Source organism: Dyadobacter sediminis (assembly GCF_005860765.1).
GTDB lineage: Bacteria > Bacteroidota > Bacteroidia > Cytophagales > Spirosomataceae > Dyadobacter > Dyadobacter sediminis.
In genome coordinates, this window is record NZ_VCEI01000011.1 from 1,048,822 (window position 1) to 1,074,719 (window position 25,898).

The following is a 25,898-nucleotide window of genomic DNA, read 5'->3' on the forward strand; positions in this document are numbered from 1 at the left end:
TCAGCTAAACGAAATACTACTCTGTTTTTGCATAATCTGCAGCAAAACCGTTCAGTGCAGCATCCTGCAGATGTTCGGAAGCAATGATCGTACGGTAACGGAATGTCGTCGATTCTCCTTTTTTCAGTTTGAAATCAAGCACTTCCTTTCCGTCGCTCAATGCCTTCATTCCTAGCGGGTTTACAGCAAACAAGCCATAACCTCTTGCATGCCAGTATGCCGGGTAACCTACATTTTTCGGGTGATCAATAATGGCAATGCTGATGTTCTCATCTTTGATTTTACCCGTCAGATTACACCAGATGGCACGTTTTCCCCAAACCGCTTCGCCCGTAATTCCGTTGCTGTTGCGGTAATTGCCTGTAATCCCGGTGTTGTTCATAACCGGCACTTTGGTCGCAATTCCGCTGGCATCCGTAAAGATCTCCGGTTTATCAGACGGCAGTTCCAGTTCCCGCGCCACGCGGATGGCAAACATTCCGTCCTTTACATCCGGCATGGCTACATCCGTTACAGCCGTAAGCGTTGTGGAACGGTCAATGACTCTGTGATCGCCTTTTCCGCTGAAAACGTACGTAGTGGTTTCCTTGATCGTTAACGTTCCGTTTTTATCTATCCAGTCCGCCGTCACTTTTAGCTCTCCTTTATTGCCGCTGCTTTTTACGGATGTGATGCCCGTATGTATAATCGTTCCGTAAGCCCGTTTTTCATGATCCACTGCATCCGAATTGTTCCAGTAATCGTTTCCGTTCACATCTTCATAATTCAGCCACATGCCCACGTGATGCGGATGATCCACGCGTTCGCCGGGCCTTGGGTCCAGCGGCCAGCCGCGCGTCACCAAAGTTCCTTTTGCAGTCTGGACAGGATATAAAACGGCTTTTTTCAGCGTTTTCTCACCCGGATAAAAATAGGATGTAAAAGGCTTTCCATCGATTCTGACTTCTACCTTTTTATCCTTCACACTGTTGATCATCTCAACTTTCTGAGCATTTACGATTCCCGTTATTGCTGCAAGGGAAAAGCTGGCCAATGCTATGCCGGTGTTTTTAAGGTTCACGTAAATCGGATTATTTAAGAACGCGGTTTCAAGTTTATACGCAGATTGGATTCTGATGATCTGCTTTTCTTAACTCAGGACAATCTCCTTTTTGGTCGGGTCCCAGTTCACGCGCTTGCCCGAATGCAGCGCCTGCGTAGCCATAATGTTGGCAACCGAATGGTTAAACCCTACTTTCGCAGGTGCATTGGTTTCCTTGCGGCTTCTTACGCATTCCATCCAGTTGCGCATGTGCAGCGAGGTCATCGGATCGGCTCCGGTATTGGCATCCGTTGCAATTTTATCACCTGTTTTCAGTGCCATTTCCGGCAGCAGATTGGCCTGAAGGCCCATGGATTTGGCATCTTTTTCTTTAAGCCCGCCTTCCGGAGTTATCTTGTTGGTATCCAGATTGATCATGCCGCCGTTTGAATAATAGTACTCCTTTACGCCGCCTGCTTCATTGTTGAACCGGGAAGAATAGATCACCTGAAATCCTTTGTCCTTGTTGTCAAACGGGCCGTACTCGAAAGCGGCACTGAATGTATCCACGTTGGTACGACCGTCTTTCCAGGTGTAAATCCCGCCGTTGGCAACAACATTCCGCGGCGCATCCAGCCCTGAAAACCAGTGAACGGTATCAATCTGGTGTGCCATCCACTGGCCGGGAATGCCGGAAGAATACGGATAAAACAGGCGGAATTCCAGATAATAACGCGGGTTCCATTCCACTTTCGGGCGGTTCATCAGAAAACGGTCCCAGTCGGTATCTTCTTTTCTGATCTGCGATACCAGTTCCTGACGTCTCCACCGGCCGGGCTGGTTTACATTCCAGGTCATTTCAACCGTAGTGATATCCCCGAATTTACCGGATTTGATATATTCGTACGCAGCCCAGTAATTGGGTGCGCTTCTTCGCTGCGATCCCACCTGAACAATCTGTTTTGAATTTTCCACAGCCCGCAATGCAACTTTGGCGTCTTCCAGCGTTTCTGCAAACGGCTTTTCAACATACACATCACGGCCCGACTTGACGGCTTCGGCACAATGCAGCGCGTGCTGGAAGTCAGCCGTACTGATAATCACTGCGTCTACATCTTTTCGCCCAAGCAGTTCTTCGTTATTCCGCGCCTTCACAAATTCACCGGATGCATAGCTTTTGCCTTTCATAAAAGCCTCCGCTTCGTCGCGTCTGCGGTTCCACAAGTCGGAAACGCCCATAAACTCGAAGTTCATATCCTTGGCGTGATCTGAAAAACTGGGCGCAAGCGAACTGCGGAAACGGTCGGAAAAGCCGATGATGCCTACTCTTACCTTGTCATTTGCACCAAGTATACGGCGGTAACTCGCAGCTCCGAAAGCATTGGAACCAACGGCAATTCCGGCGGACGCCAAAGCTGTTTTTTTTATAAAATCCCTCCTGCTGTTCATAATTATGGTCTGTAAAAATGTTGATACGGGTTGTTAGAATAAATGGCTGTTGGCACAATACATTTGTAATCTATAAGAAGTTGATTAAACTCAAAATTTTGAATGCTTTAACAACAATCAGATTTTACTCCCTTGATACTATGTTCCTGATCGGGTTTTTAGTTAGAAGCACTTTTTGGTTCCGGCCTAATCCATTTCCCTGATTCTGAGACTGCGGAAAGAAACGTTGTCACCATGGTCCTGCAAGAGCAGATTGCCTTTCTGCGAAAGTCCGAACCCTTCGAAATTCTTGAACTTGGAATCGGCAACAAAATCCTTGAACTGCTGCGAACCGCGAACGTATTCGACCACTTTGTACCCGTTCAGAAAATGCTGTACGGTACCGTCTTTTTGTACTACAATTCTTCCCTGATTCCATTCTCCTATTTTTTTGACGGCATTTCTCGGGCGGTCAGCAGGAATAACGTCGTAAAAAGAGGCAATGGTACGGTTTCCGTTTTTGCCCAGTTTGGCATCCGGATGTTTTTCATCATCAAGTACCTGATATTCACAGCCGATACCCGATTTGCCGCCGGAGCTGAACTTCTGATCCACAAAATATTTCACGCCGCTGTTTGCGCCTTCGGTCAGTTTGAAATCAAAAGTAAATTCAAATGCCGGACCATACAGTTTTTTGGTAATGATGTCATTGCCTGTTTCGGAACCGTCTGACTTGGAAATGGTTATTGTTCCGTCATTGTAACTCCACCGTTTGGACGGAAAATCATTTCCGCCGTATGACTTCCACTGATCCGCAGATTTTCCGTCATAAAGCAGCGACCAGCCCTGTGCTTTTTCGGCACTCGTCAGTGCATTTGGAATAAGGTTGACAATACGGATATTGGCAGCCGGACTTGGTTTCAGGTTACTGGTCTGTATGCGAACATTTTTCCAGCTAACCTGCGTGCCTTCCAGATCTTTACTGCCAATGGCATGTACCTGCAGACAAATAAATCCGCTCGGTGTCATATCGTCGATGACATGTGCTACCGGAACGCCGTTCAGAAAGGTACGGATCGAGTTGCCGATGGCTTCAATGCGGTATTTGTTCCATTCCTCTTTTTTAAAGGCTTTTTTGGCGGCTGCATTCAAATCCAGCGGATACAGCCAGCCGCGACGCGCTTCGTCGTAAATTCCCGCAGAGTATGCGCGGTCGCTCGGATCAATTTCCACCTGATAACCATGCACGCGGCCGTTCTGGTAATCAGGCGTGGACAAGCTGCGGATCTGAATGCCGGAGTTGAGCTTGTTATCCACTTTCACGTCACATTCCAGGATAAAATCGCCGTAGTTTTTTTCGGTTGTCAGAAAAGAATTGGGCGTGTCCATGACAGAAGTCCCGACAATGGCTCCGTCCTTTACTTCATATTTTGCCTTGCCGTTGAGCTGTTTCCATCCGGCGAGGTCTTTACCGTTAAAAAGATTTTCCCAGCCGTTTCCGGACTTCTGGGCAACAACTGCATGAAAGGATAACAGCAGAAAAAGGCAAAAAGAAATTTTAAAATGATTCATTGTAATAGAAAACTGATTGATGGAACTGAACCCGGAAATGAATGATTGAAGCGCAATAAACGGCTTGTCATCTACATAACGAAGTATTGCTGCAAATACCCCTACAAATTCCTTGCAAACGATTCAATTTGAACTTGCATTCCGGTCCTTTGTATTGAAGATTAATGCGTTAAAATCTTATAAATTCCCGTTGGAACCCGGATGTTTACAACGGGTACTTCAAAACTTCGGTAATGTATTTTTTATTGATCTCGGCGCATACAAGCGGAGATTTTTCGGGATCGGGAACGCCGTCCAGCTCTACAACAGCCCAGCCTTTGAACCTGATCTTGTCCAATGCAGCAAAAACCGCAGGCACATTGACACGGCCTTCGCCAAGCTCGACAAATTTGTACCCGTTTTTGGTATCAGCCGGCTTGGTATCTTTTAAATGAAGTGAATGAATGATATTTTTATACTTGATGACGGCATCTTCAGGCTCGCCCCCGCCCTGTTTGTAATGTGCAATGTCCAGCAGCAGCTTCGTATAGCGCGGGTCCAGCGCCTGTACAATGATGTCCACTTCTTCCGGCGTTTCTCCAAGCTGATGCATATGATTATGATATACAGCCTGTACGCCCAAATCGGCCGTCTGCCTGCCGATTTCATTCATGACCTCCGCCAGTTTTTTCAGTTCTTCCACGGACGGAGCACGGTCTTTTGGCCGCAGGCTGTTTGTCAGCTGCAATGCATTCCCGCCGAGCGCTTTCACAAAACTGGCGTGCGCCACGTGCGTATCAATGGTACTTTCCCGCTTTGCAGGATCCGTTTCCACGTTCCCGCTGGAAAACATGCAGAGTGTGAGGTTGTTTTTTACTAATGCATCTTTGAGTTCCGAAACGCGGTTCCGGTACGGGCCAAACGTATTCGCCCGCAACTGGACGCCTTTAAACCCGAGTGCAGCCAGATCGCTGATCGCCTGTTCATCCTTTCCGCCCCAGGTTATTGCCGAGTAACCGATTTTGACGTCGCCTTTTTTGACGATCCCTGCCTGTAAATCAGAAAAAGCAAGTATTGCGGCAGTTCCCATGGAAATACGTTCCAGAAAATTTCTTCTAGTCAACTCAGATTTTGCATTCATAGGATTACAGGATTTCGGATCGGGATTTTGCATGCGAACTAGCAGGACAAACAATTAAATCTCAATGACTTACAAGCTGTTAAAAATAAAATAAATTAAAAAAAAAAGGAAGGTAGCCGACATGATGATCAGGATAATCCGACGCAGGACATGATCGTTTCCGTTCGGCTTGGAAGAAGGTGCCTTGGGTTCGCGGTCGGACATGATGTCGAGTGAACTGCGTATGCGGTCCCATATGGAATTGATATCCTGATTGGTCAGCGTATCCGGTTTCCAGTCTGAGGCAGTCAAAACCAGTTCACGCGCTTTGTCAACCGTTTCTTTCATAGCCGGATATTTCAGTATCCAGTTTTCCCAGAATGAACGGATCGGCGGGTCATCAGGAAACCGAACCCACCTGATAAACAGGTTTTCCATCGCTAGCTCCTCAGCCGATAACTCTGAAAACGGTTTCATTTTTGTGGCGTGTAAAAATTAGATTATCCTTTGGTACTGGTCAGACCTTTCGTTTAAAAAAGAATGCATATCCCGGTTTATACTCTTTTCATAAACCTTATGCCCCCTGAAAATACACATAATCGAAAATACATCTGCAAGGGATCCAGCACTCCTTTTTCCGTTTACCGTACACCCATCTCCGGAAAATGTTATCTGTTGAAAATCACCATCAGACCGAAGGATAATCAGGATATTCCATTTACAACAATACAAGTGCCGATGGAAATCTGGATATTGAAGTTAATCCGGCATTTGAATAATTTAGCAAAACACACTATACCGTTGCTGACTTTGTATAATTATTCAGAAATGCCTGAGGATGAATTGTTGTCTTTACTCATAGAAGGCAACAGACCGGCTTTCAAGCAGCTTTATCTGGACTATTACCGTAAAATTTTCGCTTATGCATTGAAGTTTACCAAGTCTATTGAACTCTCGGAAGATATTACACAGGAAGTATTTCTCAAAGTGTGGGAAAAAAGGGAAAATCTGAGAAACATCAAGTATTTCAAAGCTTATCTGTATGCAATCTGTAAAAACATCACGCTGAATGTGCTCACCCGCGCCGCAAGGGAAATCAATATCAAAAGCCTGATCCTGATCGGCTGCGAAAAGTTTCATGAGGATACGGAAACCACCTTTCAGAATGAGGAATACGATACATTGCTGAACAAAGCCATCGAGCAACTTCCGCCGCAGAGGAAAGTGATTTACACGCTGGTCAAAACAGAAGGCAAGAGCTATGAAGAAACAGCCGAACAGCTTGGCATAACTGCTGGTACCGTCAACGACCACATTGTCAAGGCTACACGATCTATCAAAGAATACCTGTTGTGGTATAATATTACGCTCACCATATAACCACCGGTGAATAGCAATGAAACATATTCAAGCATTTTACTCCTTTTATCAGTTATGTACCCAAAAGCAACCCAGATTGAAATAGAAACGGTACGGATCCTTTTCCGCCGGTTTATCCGCAACCGATGCAGTCAGAAAGAAATTGCACAGGCACTCGTTTTTCTTCAAAGCGCCGAAGGACGTGAAATGTATGCGGAACTGATGGATCAGGAATTCATGAAAAGAGAATTTGATGAAGAATATTTCAGTAACAGGCATATCAAACGGCAGTTTGCCGCACTGGAAAGGAAAATCGATAAGACCGCACGGGAATCCTACGTAAACACAGGCCTGAATTAACCTTTGTACTGCCTATCCGTCATCTTTTTATATCGTTTTTGCTTACCTTTGCGGCTTATTCCGTGAAGTTCCAGTACCAAAATATAAAAAATGACCTCGCATCAAATACGTCAGGCTTTTCTTGATTTTTTCCGCAGCAAAGAACATTTAATTGTACCGTCGGCACCGCTTGTCGCAAAAAATGACCCTACCCTGATGTTCAACAACTCGGGTATGGCGCAGTTCAAGGACTTTTTCCTGGGAAACGGAACGCCGCCTGCGCGCCGGATTGCCGATACACAAAAATGCCTGCGTGTTTCCGGAAAACACAACGATCTTGAGGATGTCGGTTTTGATACGTATCACCATACCATGTTCGAAATGCTGGGAAACTGGTCTTTCGGGGATTACTTTAAAAAAGAGGCCATTACATGGGCATGGGAACTGCTGACAGAAGTTTACAAACTGCCAAAAGACCGATTGTACGTATCCGTATTTGAAGGCAATTCCGCCGACGGTGTGCCGTTTGATCAGGAAGCATGGGATTTATGGAAGCCGATTGTCGGAGAAGACCGGATTATTCTTGGAAACAAAAAGGATAATTTCTGGGAAATGGGCGATACCGGTCCATGCGGTCCATGTTCTGAAATCCATATCGATCTGCGTCCGGAAACAGAAGTGGCTGAAATTTCCGGCAAGTCACTTGTCAACAACGATCATCCGCAGGTTGTCGAAATCTGGAACCTTGTTTTCATGCAGTTTGAACGCAAAGCGGACGGCTCGCTGATCCCGCTTCCTTCCACGCACGTGGATACCGGAATGGGCTTTGAGCGTCTTTGCATGGCCGTACAAAATAAAACTTCCAATTACGACACGGATGTTTTTCAGAATACGATTCAGGTTCTTGAAACCTTGTCAGGAAAAAACTATGGTGCCGGAAACGAGCCGTTTGCGGATATTGCCATGCGCGTTATTTCGGACCACATCCGGGCCGTTGCGTTTGCCATCACCGACGGACAATTGCCGTCGAATGTGAAAGCCGGCTATGTCATCCGCCGTATTTTACGGCGTGCCGTGCGTTACGGTTACTCTTACCTGGGTTTTCAGGAGCCTTTCTTTTATAAGCTGGTTGCGGTACTTGCGGATCAGTTCAAAGATGTGTTTACCGAACTGAAAGCGCAGGAAGAATTTGTGACACGTGTGATTCTGGAAGAAGAAAAAAGCTTTCTGAGAACGCTTGAATCCGGACTGAAAAGGCTGGACAATATTACTTCTTCCTTGAAACAGAAAGAGGTTAATGTCATTGCTGGTGAGGAAGTCTTTGAACTCAGCGATACGTTCGGGTTTCCTGTTGACCTTACCGCACTGATTGCACGCGAAAAGGGCTTTGAGATCGATGAAACCGGATTTCAGGATGCTTTGGCAGAACAGAAAAAACGTTCCCGTCAGGATGCAGCCAAAGAAGCTACGGACTGGATAGAGCTGAGAGAAGCGGACAGTGTGGAATTTTTGGGCTATGATTTCGAGGAAACGCACAGTCATATTATCAAATACCGAAAGGTTAAGACCAAAACAGGCGAAGAATACCATATCGTACTCGACCGTACGCCTTTTTATGCAGAAATGGGTGGCCAGATCGGCGATACAGGCGTACTCGTGCTTGATCCGACGAGCAGCAATCAGGAAGGAAAAACGATCCGGATTGTCGATACCAAAAAGGAAAACGACCTCTTTGTGCATATTTCAAGGGATAAAAACCTGGATGAAGCTTTGCAGCAAGCCGGTATCATCGTTGCACGGATAGATGTGGAGCGAAGAAATAAAATAAAGGCAAATCACTCTGCAACGCACCTGATGCTGTCGTCCATGCGGGAAATCCTCGGATCGCATATCGGACAGAAAGGATCGTACCTGAATGATGAAGTACTGCGTTTTGACTTTTCCCACTTTTCGAAAGTAACGGATGAGGAACTGCAGAAAATTGAAGACCGCGTAAATGAAAAGATACGCGAAGATATCGTACTGGAAGAAAGAAGGAATGTACCGATCCAGCAGGCACTGGATTTGGGCGCAACGGCAACATTCGGCGAAAAATACGGCGAATTTGTACGTCTGATCATTTTTGATCCTAAATTCTCCTTTGAACTCTGCGGCGGGACGCACGTGCCTTCAACGGGTAAAATCGGTGTTTTCAAGTTTATTTCAGAAGGATCGGTTTCCGCTGGCGTAAGGCGTGTGGAGGCTGTTACCGGCGAAAAAGCACTGGAACTGATGCGCCAGCAGGAAGAAACACTGAACAAAATCAAGGATCTTCTGAAAGGCCCGACTGATCTGGTTAAAGCGGTTGAGTCATTGCTGGATGAACGCAATACGCTGCAGAAACGCATTGCGGCACTGGAACATGAAAAAATCCAGGTCCTGAAAACAGGATTGCTGGCCAGACTGGAAAAACATAAAACATTCAGCCTCGTGGTCGAAAAAGTGGATGTTCCGAATGCAGAATCGCTGAAACAGCTGTCATACGAACTTCGTGACCAGGTGGAAAACCTGATTGCTGTTTTCGGGACGGAAATTGCCGGCAAACCGCAGCTTTCCGTCTTTATAGCTGAAAATATTGTTCAGGAAACGGGCCTTAACGCCGGAAAAATCGTGAAGGACCTTGCAAAAGAGATCCGCGGCGGCGGCGGCGGGCAGCCATTTTTTGCAACAGCCGGCGGCTCCGATGCAAGCGGGCTCGAACGTGCGTTGGAAAGAGCAAAAGAATTATTTTAAGATCCTTTAAGTCTTTCTATTTTTCAGGTGAATTTACAAGAAGCGGCTGGCTCGGAATCCGAGCCAGCCGCTTCTTGTACTTGTCATTTAACCTCGATGGTGTGCAAACGGAAATGCATTTATTTGAATTACTAACCGCTATGCAATCCTTTCATCTCTCTCCGTATTTCAGAGCCTATTTTCTCGCCTATTTACCGACTTTATATTTTTAAATACCCTCTAAAATAGTAAAACCTAATTAAAATGATCAATCAAACTGATTGTTTCTATCTTTGTATAAATAAAATTTATGTCATCGAACCGGATTTGCTTGTTACAAGATTCGGTTTGTCTGATTTCCAACCGGAAATTTTACGTTCAAATGAACATACAGCAGTTAGAATACATTGTTGCCATTGATAATTACCGCCATTTTGTGCATGCCGCCGAGCACTGCAATGTTACGCAGCCAACTTTATCCATGATGATCCGAAAGCTGGAAGAAGAGCTTTCGGTAAAAATTTTTGACCGGACCAAACAGCCGATTGTTCCGACTGCTATCGGAAGACAGATCATTGATCAGGCGAAAGTGATTCTGCGGGAAGCATCCCGGATGAACGAAATAGCAAAACACTTTAACGGAGATTTGTCCGGAGAACTGCGCATAGGCATTATCCCGACGATTGCACCTTATCTTTTACCCCATTTTGTAAATCCTTTTGTCACCAATTATCCGGAGATCAAGCTGCACGTTTCGGAAATGATTACCGAACGCATTATCCATGAACTGAAACTCGGAAATCTGGATGCCGGAATCATTGCCTCGACTTCCGAAGAAAGCAGTCTGCAGGAAATTCCGTTGTATAAAGAACGCTTTTATGCCTTTGTGTCGCGCAATACAGGTTTGTACGCCAAGCAGTATATTCTTCCTGCGGACATTGAACCAAACGAACTGTGGCTGCTGGAAGAAGGCCATTGTTTCCGAACACAAATACAGCGCCTGTGCGAACTGAGCCGGAACAGTCAGTTTGGCAGCAGTTTCAGTTATCGTTCGGGCAGTATCGAAACTTTGATCCGCATGGTGGAAAGAAACGGCGGCATTACTATTTTGCCGGAAATGGCGGTTATGGAACTTTCGGAGGAGCGAAAAAAGCACATCCGGAATTTCAGGTTTCCGGAACCGGCCCGGGAAGTTTGCCTGATCGTAAACCGCGAACAAATGAAAACCCGTTTGATAGATGCCCTTAAAACAGGAATTATTTCATTTTTACCGCCGGAAATTTTTCAGAAAGAAATAGAAATGCGTGTTTTGTAATTTAACGGAACCATAAACTAATGAACACCCGGAAAGCATACGACAAATGGTCGGAGCAATATGACAGCAATGTCAACAGAACCCGAGACCTTGAAGCCATGGCATTAAGGCAGGTTTTGGAAGAAAAACATTTCAGCAGCGCACTGGAAATCGGCTGCGGTACAGGAAAGAACACACAATGGCTCGTCAACCGGACCGAAACGCTTGTGGCTGCGGATCTTTCCGAAGAAATGCTGGCCAAAGCCAGGGAAAAACTGGCCGGCTACCATGTAGAATTCCATCAGGCCGATATTAACATGCCTTGGGATTTTACAGACCAATGCTTTGATCTGGTTACTTTCAGCCTTGTACTTGAACATATTGAAAACCTTGATTTCATATTTCAGCAGGCCGGCAACAGGCTTAAAACCGGCGGAATGATTTATCTTGGTGAGCTGCATCCCTTCAAGCAGTATTCAGGCTCGAAAGCACGTTTTGAAACTGAAGAAGGCCAGACGATTGTACCTTGTTTTACGCACAACATTTCAGATTTTACGGAATCTGCCAAAAAATACGGTTTCGAAATCAAGGACATACAAGAATTCTTTGACAATGAGGACCGCACAAGCATCCCGCGGATACTGGTCATGACTTTTATATTACTGGAATGACCGTCATCAGCAGAAAAATGCAGGCTCTTATTTAAGAGCCTTTTTTGTTAAATACGCTTCCATTTCCGCCAGAGAAAAGGCATTGAAAGTCATACCTTTGATAAGTCCGCCTTTGCGTGCAACAGCAACGCCGTAATGCATATCCTGATATCCCTGTCTGGAATGCGCATCGGGATTGATACTCAGCAGAACGCCTTTTTCCATGCAGTACGAAATCCAGCGCCAGTCTATGTCCAGCCGCCACGGCGATGCGTTTATTTCCACCACCACCTTATGTTCCGCACAGGCATCAATAATGGTTTTGTGATCAATTGGATAGCCTTCGCGGGATAAAAGCAAACGCCCGGTCGGATGGCCTAAAATGGTCGTATACGGATTTTCAATCGCTTTCAGCAGCCGTGCAGTGGCTTTTTCCTGCGACATGCTGAGATTGCTGTGCACCGAAGCCACAATGTAATCAAATGAGGCAAGTACTTCCGCAGGATAATCCAGCGAGCCGTCGCCCAGAATATCGGATTCAATTCCTTTCAAAATCTTGAACGACTTTTCCGGGTTTTCGGAAGCAAACCGCGCATTCAGATTCCTGATTTCTTCATGCTGGCGAAATACATCTTCAGCTTTCAGTCCGCGCGCGTAAGTGGCTGTCTGCGAATGATCTGCAATCCCAAGATATTCAAAGCCAAGTTCACGGCAATGCAAAGCCATTTGTTCCAGCGTATCCTGACCGTCGGAATAAGTGCTGTGATTATGTAAAATTCCTTTCAGATCGTTCCATGTAACCAGGTCATCCGCATTGTATTTCTCGGCCCACTTGAATTCCTCGGCGCCTTCGCGCATTTCGGGAACGATGTACGGCAGGCCGGCTTTCTGATAAACGGCATTTTCATCTTCAAGGGTTTCAAAATTCGCAAAACGCCAGATTGTACTTCCGGAAGGCGTTGCATAACCTAAATGTTCCGCACTTGCGCTTTCCAGAAAAAGCTCGTTTACAATTCGTTCCGGCTTTACGGCAAGGATTTCAACTTCCACGGCGACATCGCTCACATTGCCGCGCCATACAAACGGTGAAGATTGCCTTTTATCCTGAACCAGAAATTCCAGTCCGTCAGAAACGGTATGCAGCAATGCCGGCGAGTCAGTTGCCACCAGAATTTTTATAGATTCAACGATTTCCGATTTGCGTCGGATGTCACCGGCTATTTCTACTTTTTCAAAGCTTTTCTTCAGTTCGCCGGCGATGACATTTGCAATGACTTCTGCTTTGTCCATTCGCAGTTTCCCCGCCTGATCTTTCAGGAAAGCAAGCGATTCCAGGATCTTTTGTGCAGTACCGGCACCAAATCCCTTGATTTTTGCGACACTTCCGTTCAGACAGGCTAGTTCCAGTTCGTGCAGGTTGTCGATGCCCAGTTCACGCCATAATACGGCAATTTTTTTGGCACCGATCCCTTTGATATTGAACATTTCCATGACACCGAGCGGCGTATTGCCAAGCAGCGTTTCCAGTTCCGGGAAAGTACCCGTTTTCGCGATCTGAACAATTTTACCGGCTGTGCTTTTCCCAATTCCCTGCAATTTGGTCAGCTCCTGCTCCGACATGTTCTGAAGTTCGCCGTCCTTGTATTTGTCCAGATAAAAAGCCGCAATGGAATAGCCCTTGATCTTGAACGCATCGGCTCCATGCAGTTCCATCAGTTTAGCGGTTAATTCAAGGACCTCGACAATTTCAGAATTGCTCATATCAGTATCAGGTGGAAAATGAGCCGCTAATTACGAAGTATGTCTCAGCATTTGCAAATGTTCCGCATGCTCATCGTCCCGCAGGTTTCAAGTAGTTATTTTATATGGCTGACTTAAATACTATTTATAACGACCAAAACTCCGGCTGTATCGCAACTAACCCGGATATCGATACAGCTTATACCGTTAAAACAGACAACGCATTTTTAAAAATCCTAATTCTGACTTATAACTGCCCAATGGATACGGACAAATTAAAAAATTACAAACAGGAAATTTACAGTCATCTGACAAACGAATTGCTGCCTTTTTGGGAAAATCGCTGTGTAGACAAGGAAAACGGCGGTTTTATTACGCATTTTGATTACAACGGAAATGACTCCGGCGAAGATGAAAAATCTTTGATTGCACAAACCAGAACTGTTTTCACCTTTTCATCCGCACACCGGGCGGGTTACGGAGAAGGACGTTATGCAGCCATTGCAAAGCACGGCGTTGATTTTCTGATCGACAAAATGTGGGATCAGGAAAACGGCGGTTTTTACTGGCTTATGGACCGGAAAGGCAATATAAAAATAGATGAAAAAATCGTTTACGGACACAGTTTTGCCATTTACAGCCTTGCCGAATATACTCTGGCCACCGGCGATCCTCGCGGACTGGAATATGCTTCGAAGGTTTTTGACCTGCTTCAGAAACACGGCGCCGATACCTTTTACGGCGGTTATTTTGAAATGTTTTTCCGCAACTGGGAATTGAAAGGCCCAGGCCCGGCTGGCGGCGACCGCAAAACGCTGGACGCGCACATGCATTTGATGGAAGCTTTTACAACTTTATACGAAGCCAGCGGCGAACAGGTTCATAAACGTAAATTACTGGAAATCATACAACTGCTATTGCATAAAATCATGCACCCGCAGTATAAAACGGGTATTCCGCAGTTCTGGGCCGACTGGACGGTTGCACCGCAGATCAAGTTTGACATCATCTGGGGCTGGGACCGGTTTTCGGAAGACGGCATGAAAAGTTCGGCTGAGGATAATACCAGTTATGGCCATAATGTGGAGTTTGCATGGCTGCTGATGCACGCGCTGGATATTGCAGGCATTCCTTATGACGAATACGAAGAGCAGTTGCTGGCATCTTACAACCATGCCGTCGAACACGGAATTGACTGGGAATTTGGCGGTGTGTACGTGGAAGGCTCGCATGCAGGCGAAGTTTACGACCGGGAAAAGGAATTCTGGCAGCAGGCCGAAGTCATCATCGGCATGCTGGACGCTTACCGTGTTTATAAAGATGAAAAATACCTGAAAGCTTACAATGCAACACACCGGTTTGTTTTTGACCATATGATCCGCCACGAAGTCGGCGAATGGCTGCCGCTGCTTACGCGGCAAGGCGAACCAATCTGGAAACATATGAGCCATTCCTGGAAAGTGAATTATCATTCGGTCAGGTCCATGATTCAGGCAATTGTACGTCTGGACAAGCTGACCGGTACAACAGTATAACGGAAAATGGTCTGTTAAAGCTGCAATGGAGCTTTTCAAGGACTATACGGGAAAATATTTTCTCAGTCTTTTTTCCAGATGAATCTATGGACAGTATTCAGGCGCTGGAATGATAATTTTAGAAATTCAAGTATATACGTGCTTGTAAAAGCATATTTGTTCCATTTAAAATTACATAGTCATGAGTGCTTTCACCCAACAATTAAAAGGAAACTGGAATGAGCTGAAAGGAAAATTAAAGCAGCAATATGCAGATTTGACTGATGATGATCTGGCTTATGAAGAAGGAAAAGAAGACGAACTTCTTGGAAAACTTCAAAAAAGGCTGGGCAAGACCCGCGAAGAAGTAGAAACCGAATTCAGCAGCTGGTCGAAATAAACTCTTCTTTAAATAACAAAAGCCCCGAAACGAAATGTTTCGGGGCTTTTGTTGTAGTAGGAAGTTTGAAAATCAATCTTATTCATAATAAAACAATTTCTCTAAAAGCCCTAAGCTAACAGCTAACAGCTTTTAACCTAAAATTCCTCTGCATAATGAACACAAATGAAATTCCGGTTGGCATTGTTGGTTTGGGATTAATGGGATGCAGCATTGTGAGCTGTCTGCTGATTGCCGGACATCCGGTGATTGCAATTGCCCCGATCAGCGCAGATTTGCAGCATGCAGAAAAACGAATCCGGGAACATCTTGAAAATTCCGCGGAAAAAGGCATAATCCCGAACGATCCTGAATTTTACCTGAAAAACCTGATCATTACCGAAGATTATGCCATTCTCAAACCATGCAGGCTTGTCAATGAATGCACGATTGAAAATATTGACATCAAGGAATCGGTTTACAAAAAAATAGAGAAAGTCATTTCAGCGGATGCACTGCTGACCAGCAATACCTCGGCGATTCCGATCAGTAAACTGCAAAAGCTGACATCGTATCCCGAACGTTTTCTGGGCCTGCACTGGACGGAGCCAGCTCATACCACGCGTTTTCTGGAAATTATCTGTGGCGATGAAACCGACCTCAAGAACGGCGAATACCTGTATGAATTATCGCATTTGTGGGGCAAAGAACCGATCCTGGTACGAAAAGATATTGCCGGATTTATCACCAACCGGCTTATGTACGCCATGTACCGCGAAGCCATCAGCCTGGTGGAAAACGGTTATGCGACGATTGAAGACATTGACCGTTCCTGCCGCAACAACGCAGGCTATTTCATGACTTTCGTCGGGGTTTTCCGCTGGATGGACCTGACTGGCGTTCCCGCTTATCATACGGTTATGAAAAATCTGCTTCCTACGCTGAACAACAGCACCGAAGTTCCTGAACTTATTGACAAAGTCGTCAGAGAAGGCGGAAGAGGCGTTGCCAATTCGCATGGTTTTTACGAATATGAGCCCGGCGAAGCAGAAATGTGGGAAGAAACCTTTAAGGAATTTACGTATCAGATCAGGGAACTGGCGCTGAAATACCCGGCGGATATTGTTAAAAAAAGACTTCATGAAAAGAACAATCCAAATTCATAGAACTTCATAAGTCCATTAACCGCTTTCCGATTCTTCTAAAAAATCTTTCAAAGTTGATGCTTGCATCAACTTTTATGCTTTGTATATATTTTGTACAGGCTGCCGTTCCCAATTCTCCAAAATCCTTCCTCCCACCTTCCTACTCCAAAAAATTCCTCATCAAAACTGTTTTAAACGCTAAAAAATGGTTCTTCTCGCAAGACTTGATTAGTTTTGAACATCCTAATTCCTGATCCCTGAACTGCTGCGATTAAATGATAGATAATCATTAAACAATTCCAAATGAATGATTTTATAGCTGCAAGGTCACAAATGGCACTTTCACTGGGATTTCACATTGTGTTTTCATGCATTGGAATGGTCATGCCGTTTTTCATGGCCGTTGCGCATTATATGTGGCTCAGAACGGACAAGGCCGTTTATAAAAATGTGACAAAGGCATGGAGCAAAGGCGTTGCGATTTTCTTTGCCACGGGTGCCGTTTCAGGAACAGTGCTGTCTTTTGAACTCGGGCTTTTATGGCCGGAATTCATGAAACACGCCGGCCCGATTTTCGGCATGCCGTTTTCGCTGGAAGGAACCGCATTTTTTATAGAAGCGATTGCGCTTGGCTTTTTTCTTTACGGCTGGGATCGTTTCAATAAATGGTTTCACTGGTTTACGGGCGTCATTGTGGGCGTAAGCGGACTGGCTTCCGGAATTCTGGTCGTGGCAGCCAATGCATGGATGAACAGTCCCGCCGGTTTCAATTTTGTAGACGGCAAATACCTGAATATTGATCCCATAAAAGCCATGTTCAATGACGCATGGTTTTCGCAGGCATTGCATATGACCATTGCGGCATTTGTGGCCACGGGTTTTGCCGTTGCCGGCATTCACGCGCTCATGATCCTGAAAGGGAAGAATGTACTTTTTCACACGCGGTCTTTTCAGATCGCAGCTATTTTCGGTTGTGCGGCAGCACTTGTCCAGCCATTCAGCGGTGATATTTCGGCAAAAGATGTTGCAAAAAGGCAGCCTGCCAAGCTGGCGGCGATGGAAGCGCATTTTCATACCGAAAAATCGGCATCGCTGATCGTCGGCGGAATTCCGGATGAGGAAAATAAAAGGGTGAATTACGCATTGAAGCTGCCGGGATTCCTCAGTTTTCTGGCACACGGCGATTTTGAATCCGAGGTAAAAGGGCTTGATCAGATTCCTGCTGAAAATCATCCGCCTGTTGCCATTACGCACTACGCTTTCCAGATTATGGTCGGAATGGGAACGGCCATGATGCTCATTTCGGCGCTGTATTTCATGGCTTTATGGAAAAAGAAAAAATGGCTTGAAAGTGAATGGCTGCTGAAATTATTTGTAGCAGCAACGCCGCTCGGGTTTATTGCCGTGGAAGCCGGCTGGACGGTGACGGAAGTCGGAAGGCAGCCGTGGATCATTAATGGAATCATGCGTACGGCGGATGCAGTAACGCCAATGCCGGGGATCGCGTACTCGTTTTATCTTTTTACGGCTGTTTACGTTTCCCTGGCCTGTGTGGTCATATTCATGCTTTACAGGCAGATCAAAATGGTTGGAAAACTGTACGACAAACCACAACTCTGAAATTTATCCAATCCAGAAAACGCATGCTTTACGTTGTTATCACTTTTCTCTGGACGTCCATTCTGCTATATCTGCTGCTTGGCGGCGCGGATTACGGAGCCGGGATTATTGAACTTTTTACGTCCGGAAAAAACAAGGAAGTTACACGAAAGACCCTGTATTCGGCCATCGGCCCGATTTGGGAAGCCAACCATATGTGGCTGATCATTGCCATTGTTATTCTGTTCGTCGGTTTTCCGGTTATTTATTCCACCATGTCCGTAAATCTGCATATTCCATTGACTATTATGTTATTAGGAATCATAGCAAGAGGAACTGCTTTTACATTCCGGCATTACGACGCCGTTGTTGACGACATGCAGCACATCTATAATACCATCTTCGCCATATCAAGTTTTGTAACGCCATTCTTTCTGGGCATCATTGCCGGCAGCGCCGTTTCCGGGCACATTGATCCGAACGCGGATACGTTTCTTTCTGCATACATTTTCAGCTGGCTGCACTGGTTTGCGGTTGCGGTCGGGCTGTTTACGGTTTCAATCTGCGGATTTCTGGCATCTGTTTACCTCATCGGAGAAGCGGACGATGACCAAAGCAGGCTGCGTTTTGCACACAAGGCACAGTTTTTCAATATAGCGGCTGTTATCTGCGGGATTCTTGTCTTTATAGCCGCTTATCTGGAGAACGTTCCGCTGATGGAATGGGTATTCGGAAACTGGGTCGGCCGCATTGCCATTATTTCAGCAACGCTTTCGCTGATCTGGATGTGGTATTTGTTGTATCAGGGAAAAATAAAGTTACTGCGTGTATTGGCCGGCTTTCAGGTCACGATGATTTTACTGACCACGACTTACAGGCATTTCCCGAATATAGTTATTCTGAAAGGCGGCGGTTATTTGTCACTGATGGAACATGCCGGACAGGAAAAAACCATGCAGTCACTGGGTCTTGCCTTGCTGATCGGCAGCGTTTTTATTCTTCCGGCCCTTTTTTATCTGATTTACAGCTTTCAGAAAAACCCGTTGAAATACAACGAACCGCATTAATTGAATACCAGCCGTCGTCCGTTTTTGTAAAAAGCCGCCTGATCTTTGGCATCCGCATTTTCTGTTTCAGTGACTAGCATTCTGAACGATGCAGGATTTGCACCCTTGATTGGATTTCCTTCGAAAAATACACTTTTGTTGTCCCGCGCATAGCCTTTTTCCAGCACGCTGAATGATGCTGTTTCCGCCAATTTCACCGGTATGGTGACTGGCAGAGGCTTGGCAACGTCATGCGTCTGAACTTTTGAAAAATAAATGTTCCGGGCATCTTTCGCGTATTCGTGATCCAGATTCTGAAAGGATTTTCCGTCACTTTCAGCAATTTCCGTCTGCAGATAATATCCTCTGAACGCATCTCTGGCAAATCCGTATTCCAGCAGCCGGAAAGAACCGGCATCGCGTACGGGAAAACTTTTTCCTTCATAAAACACCTTGCGGCTGTCTTTAGCATAATTACTTTCCAGATACGCAAATGTAAGTGCATCGGCATCGCTGATCACGGAAATACGGTTATGCCGAACCGCGTAATATTCCTGCCCTTTGCGGTAAGTATCGCAATAGTAAACATGCGCTTTGTCTCTGGCATAATGCTCGCTCAGTGCCGTAAAACTTTCCGCATCGCTGCCGGCAATCACTGCGTTCCGGTAAAATGCATGTCTGGAATCGACTGCAAAAAACGCATTGATCTCCTTTAAACTGCCATTCGGCCCGGTTTCCAGCAACAAATCCTTGTAATACCATTGTCCGTTTTCCTTTTTATATGAAGATGAACCAGAACAACCGAAAAGAAACGACAGGAAACCCATTGTAATGATCATTTTCGACTTCACAGACAGTACGATTTAGCAGAAAGGAACCATCAATAATTGTAAAAACAGGAAAGTGTAAAAGATACTTTTCAAGGCAGACTTACCATCCATGATCCCATACTTAAACAGAAAAGCCCAATCTATTCAAGTTTTCTGAATTGTACAGACCAAAATTATCCACAGGCAGTTTTCAATTATTTTATGCTGCTGCGGCAAGCTGCATGGCTGCGGTTTTTTCTGATCTTATTTTCCCCGATCCAGTTGCTTTAACCTTAAAATAACTGCACAGAGCCACTTGCACATTAGAAAATACCCGATTCCTGAATATTCATCTACTTTGAATCACACTTAAAAAAGGCGTCGATCCGGTGCCGCACAACAAAGCACTACAGCCCATGATTAAAGTATTAATTGTTGATGACGAATTCAGAGCGCGCAACGTGCTGCAGCATTATTTGAGCAATTATATACCGGAAGTCAGTGAAATACGGCTTGCATCTTCAGTGGAGGAAGCAAAGAACATTTTACTTTCCTTCAATCCCGGAATTATTTTTCTGGACGTCGAAATGCCGCATCAGAACGGGTTTGAACTGCTGACCACGCTTAAATCATTCACTTTCGACATCATTTTTACAACAGCGTATAACCAGTATGCCATTCAGGCCATTCGTTCCAGTGCGCTGGATTATCTCCTCAAACCTGTTGATCCCGATGAATTAAAAGAAGCCATTTACCGCCATATGACAAAACAAGAATCTGTAAGACAGAAACGCATGCTATACGATAATCTGGTAAGCAATATTGAGAAGAAAGACATACGGGATTTCAGGCTGGCAGTTCCGTCGAGTGAAGGCGTCTTCTTCTTTACCATCCATGAAATACTTCGTCTCGAGGCGGACCGGAACTATACGGTTATTCACCTGAAAGACAAAAGGCCGTTTGTAGCCAGCAAAACGCTCAAGCATTTTGAAGAAATGCTGGAACAGTTCAAATTTATACGCACGCATAAGTCACACCTTGTCAATCCCGATCATATCATACGCATCAGCAACAACAATGAATTCATTATCATATCCGACGGATCGCGTGTGGAGATTTCACGCAAGAAAAAGGATGAAGTTCAGCACCATCTGAACATTCGCTGATTCGTGAACAGACAATTCATTGCGCTGAACCAGGCAATTGTAACAGGCATTCACTGAATCTGCATGCGGAATGGTGCTGCCTGTTATATGCTTCTGCTGTAAACTTATTTGCTGCGTTTTGCTTTACTTTACATTCTTACGGGAAACCAGTAAAGATTTTCACTTTTTACCATGGATTTACAACTTAAGAACAAAGTAATTATAGTCACAGGCGGTGCCAAAGGAATCGGAGAAGGCATTGTGCAGGTTCTGGCTTCCGAAGGTGCGATTCCGGTTATTGTCGGACGCAATGCAGAAGATAACCAGAAAGTTGTCGATGATCTTGCAGCAAAAGGTCTAGAATCTTTTCAGGTTGCCGCAGAACTTACGCGGCCCGAGGAATGCCAGAATGCCGTAGCGGCAGTCATACTGGAGTACGGACGGATTGACGGCCTGGTAAACAATGCCGGCGTTAACGACGGAGTCGGGCTGGAAACAGGAGATTACCATGGCTTCATGGCATCCCTGCATAAAAATTTGGTTCATTATTATCTGATGGCGCACCATGCATTGCCGGCGCTGAAAGTTTCCAAAGGCTCCATCGTCAACATCAGTTCCAAAACGGCTGATACCGGGCAAGGCGGCACTTCGGCATATGCGGCATCCAACGGCGGACGCAATGCACTTACGCGTGAATGGGCTGTCGAACTGCTGAAATACGGTATCCGCGTGAATGCCGTAATTGTAGCCGAATGCTGGACACCGCTTTACGAACGCTGGATTGAAACGCTTCCGGACCCGGCAGAAAAACTGCAATCCATCACTGCCAATATACCGCTGGAAAACCGGATGACGACCGCAGAGGAAATTGCCAACATGACCGCGTTTCTGCTGTCCGCCCGTTCAAGCCATACAACCGGCCAGCTTATTTACGTGGATGGCGGGTATGTCCATCTCGACCGTGCGCTGGCAAATTCCTGATCCTGAAAGAACCGGAATTTTGATGAGTCACTTTCTGGAATGACCGGCGTGATCGTTTTCGCCAGACAAAACCTGTTATTTAGCCGAAGCCAAAGGTTCCGTTCTTTCGGATTACAACACTCCATTCTACAGAACATCCGGGCGGTATTGTGCAAGCAGTATTGCCCGGCATTCATTCCTGTTTCGTAAAGTATTTCCTTTAAGTTTGAAGTTCAGCAAGAAAACCTGTTGAAATATTAATTACCCTCGTAATTTTGCACATGCTTTGATCCAACATCCATTCAAAGCGCCAGACAGTAATTATTTTCATGAAGAAAATCCGTAATTTTTGCATCATCGCCCATATTGACCATGGAAAAAGCACCCTGGCAGACCGCTTGCTTGAGTTTACCAAAACAGTGACCCAGCGGGAAATGCAGGCTCAGCTTCTGGACAATATGGATCTGGAAAGGGAACGTGGCATCACGATCAAAAGTCATGCGATCCAGATGAACTATATCTATAAAGGAGAAGAGTACATTCTGAACCTGATCGACACACCGGGACATGTTGACTTTTCTTATGAAGTTTCCCGTTCCATTGCAGCCTGCGAAGGCGCTTTACTGCTCGTTGATGCATCTCAGGGCACTGAGGCCCAGACTATTTCCAATTTATACCTGGCGATCAATCATGATCTTGTCATCATTCCGGTACTGAATAAAATAGATCTTCCGGGCGCAATGCCGGAAGAAATCAAGGATGAAATGGTGGATCTGCTGGATTGTACACGTGAAGATATTATTCCGGCCAGCGGAAAGGAAGGCATCGGCATAGAAGCCATCCTGAATGCCATTATTGAACGTATCCCTGCTCCTGTCGGAGATCCGGCGGCGCCTTTACAGGCTTTGATTTTTGACTCGGTATTCAATTCCTATAGAGGGATTGAAGTTATTTTCCGGGTGAAAAACGGAAGCATTAAAAAAGGAGACCGTGTAAAGTTCATGGCGACTGGCAAGGAATACATTGCAGATGAAATCGGTACGCTCGGATTGCAGCAAATACCCAAGCAGGTTGTAGAATGCGGCGATGTGGGCTATCTTATTTCGGGTATAAAAGTAGCCAAAGAGGTTAAAGTCGGCGATACATTCACGCACATTGACCGGCCTGCAAGTGAAGCAATTGTCGGGTTTTCGGAGGTTAAACCCATGGTTTTTGCCGGTATTTATCCGGTGGATACCAGCGAATTTGAAGAACTTCGCGAAGCCATGGAAAAGCTGCAGTTGAACGATGCCGCTCTGGTATGGGAACCGGAAACGTCCGCTGCACTGGGCTTCGGTTTCCGTTGCGGATTTCTCGGCATGCTCCATATGGAAATTGTTCAGGAAAGGCTTGAAAGGGAATTTGATATGACGGTGATTACAACCGTGCCGTCGGTGCAGTTCCGCATCCTTGATACCAAGGACAAACTGATAAACATCAGCGCACCTTCGGAAATGCCTGAACCCAACCATATCAAATGGATTGAAGAACCGTACATCAACGCGCAGATCATTACCAAATCCGACTACATCGGCCCGATCCTGAATCTTTGCATGGACAAAAGGGGCATTCTGAAAAATCAGGTTTACCTTACTTCCGAGCGTGTTGAACTGCAATTCCTGATTCCGCTTGCCGAAGTCGTGTTTGACTTTTTTGACAAGCTGAAAACCATTTCTCGCGGCTACGCTTCGCTGGATTACGAACTTTCCGGATATCAGGAATCGGACATGGTCAAACTGGACGTCATGCTGAACGGCGAGGCGGTGGATGCGCTTTCGGCTATTGTACACCGCTCGAAATCCTATGAATGGGGCAAAAAACTTTGCGAGAAACTTCGTGAACTGATTCCCCGCCAGATGTTTGAAATTGCCATTCAGGCTGCAATCGGACAAAAAATCATTGCCCGTGAAACGGTAAAGGCCATGCGCAAGGATGTACTTGCAAAATGTTATGGCGGTGACATTTCCCGTAAACGCAAACTGCTTGAAAAACAGAAAAAAGGAAAGAAACGCATGCGTCAGGTCGGAAATGTAGAGATCCCGCAGGAGGCATTTATGGCTGTTCTGAAGATCAACTAAAAACGGCTGAGGTTTAGAATTAATGACAAAAGGAGGTGCAAAATTGGCCTTTTGTTGTAATTTTGACTTAAATCTGAATATAGACCAAGAAACTAAAATACCTTAACAAGCGATATGGCAGAAGTAATTCGTATGCCCAAAATGAGCGACACCATGGAAGAAGGTGTTATCGCAGAATGGCACAAAAAAGTAGGTGATAAAATTAAATCCGGTGAAATAATCGCAGAAGTCGAGACTGATAAAGCGACAATGGACCTGGAATCTTATTATGACGGTACACTTCTTTATATCGGCGTTAATAAAGGTGATGCTGTTCCCATCAATGGAATAATGGCTGTAGTCGGATCCGAAGGTGAAGATTACAAATCGCTTCTGGATGGCGGCAGCAACGGTGCAGCACAAAACGGTGCCAGTGCGGAAGCGCCCAAAGAAGAAGCCCAGCCGTCCGCACCTGCTGTTGAAACGGTCACGCCGGAGCCTGCAAAAAAACCGGCGCCATCAACTGAAAAAATCAATGCAGTGGTGGTGCGCATGCCAAAAATGAGCGATACCATGGAAGAAGGTACGCTGGTTTCATGGCAGAAAAAAGTAGGCGACAAAGTAAAATCCGGTGATATTCTGGCCGATGTTGAAACGGACAAAGCCACTATGGAACTGGAAGCATACGAAGACGGAACACTGCTTTATACCGGAATCAAAGAAGGTGAAGCCGTTCCTGTGGATGCCATTATCGCTGTAATCGGTGAAGAAGGAGCAAATGTAGAGGCCTTGCTGGCACGTGAAAACGGAGAAGCAGGCGTTGAAAATATAGATGCTGCGGACGAAGGAAAACCTGCCGCACAATCCGAAAGCCAGGATGCATCTGCTGATAAAAGTGTGTCTGTGGCGGATTCCGGCGACCGTATCAAGGCTTCCCCGCTTGCAAAACGCCTTGCAGACGAGAAAGGGATCAATCTGAGCCAGGTGGAAGGCAGCGGCGATAACGGACGCATTGTAAAACGCGATGTGGACGAGTTCAAACCTGCGGCGGCAGCTGCTGCTGCAAAAACCGAAGCGCCTGCTTCTGCCGCGGCTGCTCCGGCGCCTGCTGCAAAAACAGCTGAAACGGCCGCTCCGTCAGTGCCTGCAACGGGTGATTTTACCGATCTGCCTATTTCGCAGATGCGCAAGACAATTGCCCGCAGACTGAGCGACAGCTTGTTTACGGCGCCTCATTTCTATGTAACGATGGAAATCGTTATGGACAAAGCAATGGCATTGCGTCCGCAGCTGAATGAAGTGAGCCCTGCAAAGATTTCCTTCAACGATATGGTGATCAAAGCATGTGCCGTAGCTTTAAAACAACATCCTGCCGTTAATTCAGCATGGCTCGGAGATAAAATCAGAAGATATAATTATGTAAATATCGGCGTGGCCGTGGCCGTAGACGAAGGTTTGCTGGTTCCTGTCATCCGTGATGCGGATAAAAAAACGCTTTCTGCTATTTCCGGAGAAGTAAAAGACCTGGCCGGCAAGGCAAAAGACAAAAAGCTGCAGCCGAAGGAATGGGAAGGAAACACTTTTTCTGTTTCCAACCTCGGAATGTTTGGTGTTGACGAGTTTACAGCCATCATCAATCCGCCGGATTCCTGTATCCTTGCTATCGGCGCCATCAAGAAAGTAGCTGCATTCAAGGAAGACGGAACAGTTTACCCGACGAATATCATGAAAGTAACCCTTTCTGCCGATCACCGCGTTGTGGATGGCGCACTCGGAGCCGCATTCCTGCAGACTGTGAAGAAATTGCTTGAAGAACCGATGAGCATGCTGGTTTAACCAACCGATTTATAAAAAACAAAAAAGGTTATCCGCCTTCAGATAAATTAAAATGTACAAAGTGTCAGGTTTTAAAACCTGGCACTTTTGTTTTAAGTAAGCATTATAAAAAGTCC

General features: G+C 45.7%; 21 protein-coding genes. 14 read left to right on the forward strand and 7 right to left on the reverse strand.

Annotated elements, in window-relative coordinates:
- Positions 1-16 precede the first annotated feature (16 nt).
- The 5 genes from FEM55_RS05075 to FEM55_RS05095 form a co-directional block, all read right to left on the reverse strand.
- The gene (locus tag FEM55_RS05075; RefSeq protein ID WP_374756473.1) at positions 17-976 is read right to left on the reverse strand and encodes a DUF6807 domain-containing protein; all 960 of its coding nucleotides are present in this window, start codon (positions 974-976) and stop codon (positions 17-19) included.
- A 153-nt stretch (positions 977-1,129) separates the two neighbouring features.
- Positions 1,130-2,470, reverse strand: a complete 1,341-nt coding sequence (locus FEM55_RS05080) for a Gfo/Idh/MocA family protein (protein ID WP_138280200.1) — start codon at positions 2,468-2,470, stop codon at positions 1,130-1,132.
- 186 nt (positions 2,471-2,656) lie between these two features.
- Positions 2,657-4,021 carry a 3-keto-disaccharide hydrolase gene (locus FEM55_RS05085; protein WP_138280201.1) on the reverse strand — a complete coding sequence of 455 codons (1,365 nt, stop codon included), beginning with the start codon at positions 4,019-4,021 and terminating at the stop codon, positions 2,657-2,659.
- A gap of 205 nt (positions 4,022-4,226) precedes the next feature.
- Positions 4,227-5,141 carry a sugar phosphate isomerase/epimerase family protein gene (locus tag FEM55_RS05090; RefSeq protein ID WP_138280202.1) on the reverse strand — a complete coding sequence of 305 codons (915 nt, stop codon included), beginning with the start codon at positions 5,139-5,141 and terminating at the stop codon, positions 4,227-4,229.
- 69 nt (positions 5,142-5,210) lie between these two features.
- Positions 5,211-5,597 (reverse strand): hypothetical protein, encoded by a 387-nt coding sequence (locus FEM55_RS05095; RefSeq protein WP_138280203.1) that lies wholly within the window; start codon positions 5,595-5,597, stop codon positions 5,211-5,213.
- Positions 5,598-5,891: 294 nt separating this feature from the next.
- Here FEM55_RS05095 and FEM55_RS05100 point away from each other — a divergent pair, with 294 nt between their 5' ends.
- From FEM55_RS05100 to FEM55_RS05120, 5 genes are all read left to right on the forward strand, one after another.
- Entirely contained in the window at positions 5,892-6,500 is a 609-nt protein-coding gene (locus FEM55_RS05100) for an RNA polymerase sigma factor (protein WP_171036472.1), read from the forward strand.
- Positions 6,501-6,554: 54 nt separating this feature from the next.
- A complete protein-coding gene (locus tag FEM55_RS05105) occupies positions 6,555-6,839 on the forward strand; it encodes a hypothetical protein (RefSeq protein WP_138280205.1) in 285 nt (94 codons plus the stop codon).
- A 90-nt stretch (positions 6,840-6,929) separates the two neighbouring features.
- Positions 6,930-9,590: an alanine--tRNA ligase gene (alaS, locus tag FEM55_RS05110; RefSeq protein WP_138280206.1), complete on the forward strand. Its 2,661-nt coding sequence runs from the start codon at positions 6,930-6,932 to the stop codon at positions 9,588-9,590.
- Between the two features lie 361 nt (positions 9,591-9,951).
- Positions 9,952-10,884: a hydrogen peroxide-inducible genes activator gene (locus FEM55_RS05115; RefSeq protein ID WP_138280207.1), complete on the forward strand. Its 933-nt coding sequence runs from the start codon at positions 9,952-9,954 to the stop codon at positions 10,882-10,884.
- Positions 10,885-10,904: 20 nt separating this feature from the next.
- On the forward strand, positions 10,905-11,534 hold the full coding sequence (locus FEM55_RS05120) for a class I SAM-dependent methyltransferase (protein ID WP_138280208.1): 630 nt from the start codon (positions 10,905-10,907) through the stop codon (positions 11,532-11,534).
- Between the two features lie 27 nt (positions 11,535-11,561).
- Here the strand turns inward: FEM55_RS05120 and FEM55_RS05125 are convergent, their stop codons facing one another.
- Positions 11,562-13,274: a DNA polymerase/3'-5' exonuclease PolX gene (locus FEM55_RS05125; RefSeq protein ID WP_138280209.1), complete on the reverse strand. Its 1,713-nt coding sequence runs from the start codon at positions 13,272-13,274 to the stop codon at positions 11,562-11,564.
- Positions 13,275-13,513: 239 nt separating this feature from the next.
- Between FEM55_RS05125 and FEM55_RS05130 the strand changes: the two genes are divergently transcribed.
- The 5 genes from FEM55_RS05130 (at position 13,514) to FEM55_RS05150 (ending at position 18,957) form a co-directional block, all read left to right on the forward strand.
- Complete coding sequence (locus tag FEM55_RS05130; RefSeq protein WP_138280654.1) at positions 13,514-14,788, forward strand: beta-1,2-mannosidase; 1,275 nt, start codon at positions 13,514-13,516, stop codon at positions 14,786-14,788.
- Between the two features lie 181 nt (positions 14,789-14,969).
- Positions 14,970-15,167: a CsbD family protein gene (locus tag FEM55_RS05135; RefSeq protein WP_138280210.1), complete on the forward strand. Its 198-nt coding sequence runs from the start codon at positions 14,970-14,972 to the stop codon at positions 15,165-15,167.
- Positions 15,168-15,322: 155 nt separating this feature from the next.
- The gene (locus FEM55_RS05140; RefSeq protein WP_138280211.1) at positions 15,323-16,312 is read left to right on the forward strand and encodes a 3-hydroxyacyl-CoA dehydrogenase family protein; all 990 of its coding nucleotides are present in this window, start codon (positions 15,323-15,325) and stop codon (positions 16,310-16,312) included.
- 282 nt (positions 16,313-16,594) lie between these two features.
- Positions 16,595-17,911 carry a cytochrome ubiquinol oxidase subunit I gene (locus FEM55_RS05145; protein WP_138280212.1) on the forward strand — a complete coding sequence of 439 codons (1,317 nt, stop codon included), beginning with the start codon at positions 16,595-16,597 and terminating at the stop codon, positions 17,909-17,911.
- Positions 17,912-17,934: 23 nt separating this feature from the next.
- Positions 17,935-18,957: a cytochrome d ubiquinol oxidase subunit II gene (locus FEM55_RS05150; protein WP_138280213.1), complete on the forward strand. Its 1,023-nt coding sequence runs from the start codon at positions 17,935-17,937 to the stop codon at positions 18,955-18,957.
- Here FEM55_RS05150 and FEM55_RS05155 read toward each other — a convergent pair.
- A complete protein-coding gene (locus FEM55_RS05155; RefSeq protein WP_138280214.1) occupies positions 18,954-19,787 on the reverse strand; it encodes a DKNYY domain-containing protein in 834 nt (277 codons plus the stop codon). The genes FEM55_RS05150 and FEM55_RS05155 overlap by 4 nt on opposite strands.
- 374 nt (positions 19,788-20,161) lie before the next feature.
- On the opposite strand from FEM55_RS05155, the gene FEM55_RS05160 reads away from it, so the two are divergent.
- The 4 genes from FEM55_RS05160 to FEM55_RS05175 all read left to right on the forward strand — a co-directional run bounded on the left by FEM55_RS05160 (position 20,162) and on the right by FEM55_RS05175 (position 25,782).
- Positions 20,162-20,911 carry a LytR/AlgR family response regulator transcription factor gene (locus FEM55_RS05160; protein WP_138280215.1) on the forward strand — a complete coding sequence of 250 codons (750 nt, stop codon included), beginning with the start codon at positions 20,162-20,164 and terminating at the stop codon, positions 20,909-20,911.
- A 171-nt stretch (positions 20,912-21,082) separates the two neighbouring features.
- A complete protein-coding gene (locus tag FEM55_RS05165) occupies positions 21,083-21,871 on the forward strand; it encodes an SDR family oxidoreductase (RefSeq protein WP_138280216.1) in 789 nt (262 codons plus the stop codon).
- Between the two features lie 308 nt (positions 21,872-22,179).
- Positions 22,180-23,967: a translation elongation factor 4 gene (lepA, locus tag FEM55_RS05170; RefSeq protein ID WP_138280217.1), complete on the forward strand. Its 1,788-nt coding sequence runs from the start codon at positions 22,180-22,182 to the stop codon at positions 23,965-23,967.
- A 114-nt stretch (positions 23,968-24,081) separates the two neighbouring features.
- Positions 24,082-25,782 carry a pyruvate dehydrogenase complex dihydrolipoamide acetyltransferase gene (locus FEM55_RS05175; protein WP_138280218.1) on the forward strand — a complete coding sequence of 567 codons (1,701 nt, stop codon included), beginning with the start codon at positions 24,082-24,084 and terminating at the stop codon, positions 25,780-25,782.
- The last annotated feature ends 116 nt before the right edge of the window (positions 25,783-25,898 follow it).